This window comes from Sulfurovum sp. (assembly GCF_041551015.1).
Taxonomy (GTDB): Bacteria; Campylobacterota; Campylobacteria; order Campylobacterales; family Sulfurovaceae; genus Sulfurovum.
Genome location: NZ_JBFENQ010000176.1, coordinates 1 through 3,162, shown reverse-complemented (window position 1 = coordinate 3,162; position 3,162 = coordinate 1). Strand labels below are relative to the sequence as shown.

1 protein-coding gene is annotated in these 3,162 nt (G+C 36.0%); it reads left to right on the top strand.

All coding sequences use genetic code 11. The features are described from left to right. Positions 1–274: 274 nt before the first annotated feature. Complete coding sequence (locus ABZC96_RS09315) at positions 275–2,899, top strand: AAA family ATPase (protein WP_373030667.1); 2,625 nt, start codon at positions 275–277, stop codon at positions 2,897–2,899. Positions 2,900–3,162 lie beyond the last annotated feature (263 nt).

Below are 3,162 nucleotides of genomic sequence, written 5' to 3'. Positions count from 1 at the left end.
ACAAAAAACAAAAATAGAAGAAAACATGAAAGAGAACGGTTGTGAAGACCTTACAAGCTATCTAAAATATGTTGCATTGCATGCAGTTGTAACGGCAGTAGTAGAAGTACGTTCAACTGGAAATCTTGATGCAATGTTAGCGCGTATTGCTAAAGCAAAGAGTAATGGCTAGTTTTCAGACCAGTAACGGATGCTCCATAATTAAGATAGAAAAGCTACAATTCACTTTATTGATCATATAGATAAAATAGATCCAAACTAATAAGAGTAAAAAATGACAGAAACAGAAGCACTAGTCAAAGCAAATATTGAAAAACACAAGAAACTAGATGAAGGTGAGTGGGATGACGAAGCCTTAATAGAAGCGCAAAACAATATAGAATTTGTGAAGCAATTCAAAGAAGAACTCTCTAAAGATCTTTTTGGACAAGAACAAGCAATCAATATTGTTGCCAACAGTATGAAAACCTCTATCAAAGACGAAAAAGGACCTAAGGCCACCTATCTTTTTTTAGGACCTCCCGCTACCGGTAAGACCTTCCTTGCTGAACTGATGGCAAAACATATGCCGAAGTATAAGATCATGAAGTTTGACATGACACAGTATCATCAGCAAAACGGTGGAGAGTTGTATGGCTATCCTGCTGGATGGAAAGGCTATGGTGTTGGTCAACTCACAGGTTTTGTACATAGAAATCCTAAAGCGGTTATCGTACTTGATTCTTTTGAAAAGTGTGATAATGTCATCCAAAACAACCTTTTTTCCATCTTTGAAGGTGGTAAGATGCGTGATGCATGTGGTTGGGACAAGATCACAGATGAGCCGTGTAATGAAGATCCTGACATCATCTACAACGATGAAAATGCAAATTACTTAGTGGACTTTACTGAGGCAATTTTTATTATTACGACGAGTGTAGGTAAAGAGCTTTATCAAGACTACAGGTTTAAAGATTTAGTTGAAAAAGACTATATCCAAGCTGAATCGATGATCCTTGAAGCGATTAAAAGAGAAAAGAAACGAGAAAGTAGAAGTGGTGGTATACAGGAAGCCATCGTACCAGAGCTTGTTTCTAGGTTTTCTAAAGCCAACATTGTCCTTTTTAATAAGCTTGAGTATGATGCCTTTGAAAAAATATCTAAAAGAGTATTTCTAAGCTTTATAGATGAGTTTTATAGTCAATATAAAATAGAGTTTGTTGTAGCTAAAAACTTTGATAATTTTTTAACAATTCAGATGCTTAACTTTGCTCCCGAACTTGATGCAAGACGTCTTAAAGAGAAAGTGAGTACTCACTTTTTTAACAGAATCACTCAATTCATGCAAGAATCAGATAAGCCGCTTATGAGCTTCAAGCAGATAAAAGTATCACTGTCTAAAGAGTCTGTAACATTTTTAAATGAACGGGTAAGACCACTTATTGAAAATGAAACACTTGTAAGAGAGTTGTTTAGGAAAAATACTACCCTTGATATTAATGATACGATCACTGAGAAAAATGGCATCATTACTTATAAAGTAAACTCTTGTAAGTTTTCACAAGTGGTTAGAATCAAAGACTTTAGCGAAGATGGTCTCGTCTTTGATATTCCAAATGTATCTTTTGATGATATTGCAGGCCATCATAAGGCAAAGCAGAGATTAGGCGAGGTCATTAACTTCTTTAAAGATCCCAAACTTTTAGAAAGTTTTAATATCGCACCACCAAAGGGTATGCTTCTGTATGGACCTCCTGGTACAGGAAAGACGATGCTTGCAAAAGCCTTTGCCAAAGAGGCAGAACTGCCTTTTATCTCAACTACAGGACTTGAACTGCTCCAGCCTGAGAAGACAAAGCTCATCTTTACCAGGGCAAAGGCATATGCACCAGCTATCATCTTTATTGACGAGATCGATACTATTGGAAAACGTGATGGAGAAAATGGTAGAGAAGTACCTATTAATAAACTCTTATCAGAGATAGATGGCTTTTCAGGTAGAAAAGGTGAAGATATCTTTGTCATTGCTGCAACCAATTATAAAGAAAACATCGATCCTGCCATTATCAGAGCAGGAAGGGTTGAGATCCATATAGAAATCAACAATCTTGATAAAGATGCAAGGCAATATTTCTTAGATAAAATTATTGAAGAAAAGCCTACAAACGGTACATTTGATATGAAAAAATTGCTGATGTATACAACAGGATTTACGGGTTCTCAACTTGAAATGCTAGGAAAAGAAGCTTCATTTTACTGTTTACGTCATGGCTTACCTGCAATCACCCAAGATATTTTAATTGATCAGATCAATACAATTAAATATGGTGAGAGACAGTCTTACTTATCACTTGAGCAGATGTTTGAAGAAACAGCGATTTATGAAGCGGGACGCGCAGTCGTCTCTAAGACTTTAATGCCTCATGTTAGCATTGAGCATGTAAGTCTTACGCCAAAAGACAATAATGAGCACTTTATTTCACACAACTACAGTGATGTACAAGAAAACATGACAGTTAAAGATTTTAAAGACAAAATATGTGTATCTTTGGCAGGAAGAACGGCACAGATAAAACAGTTTGGCGACATTGAGGGTATGGATACGGGTGCTACAAACGACTTACAACAAGCCACACGTGATGCGTACAAAGCGATAGCATATTATGGAATGGATAAAGAGGTTGGGTACATAAATATCAATGGTGTAATGGATGCCAAAGAAAATGGTCTTAGTAGTAAAGGGACAGAACACTATCATGAGAAGATCGACACTGCACTTGAACGCTGGATGATTGAAGGTGAAAAAAGTACAATAAATTTAGTCAATGAACATTGGAATACTATACAGAGCTTATCAAAATCACTTCTTGAAAAAGAGATTATTTATGAAGATGAGTTGGATGAGATATTAGCTAGATAAAATTCTATTAGAGTACGGACTCTTAATTATTGACTAATTAAGAGTCTTATGTAAGTGGGGTTGGCCCAAAGTGAATGTCCTGGTGCCACTCTATTAATTAACTAACATGCAGAGCAGTTTGAGAATCCCATTTTGAGATATGTTGCGTGTACCACTTCTTAAAATCTTTTTCTAAAAAACCTTGTAGCTCTTTTGGACCTTTAAGTACTTCCCAGCGTTTATGAAACTTTTCTAGTTTTTTTCTAATAACATCATGGTCACTT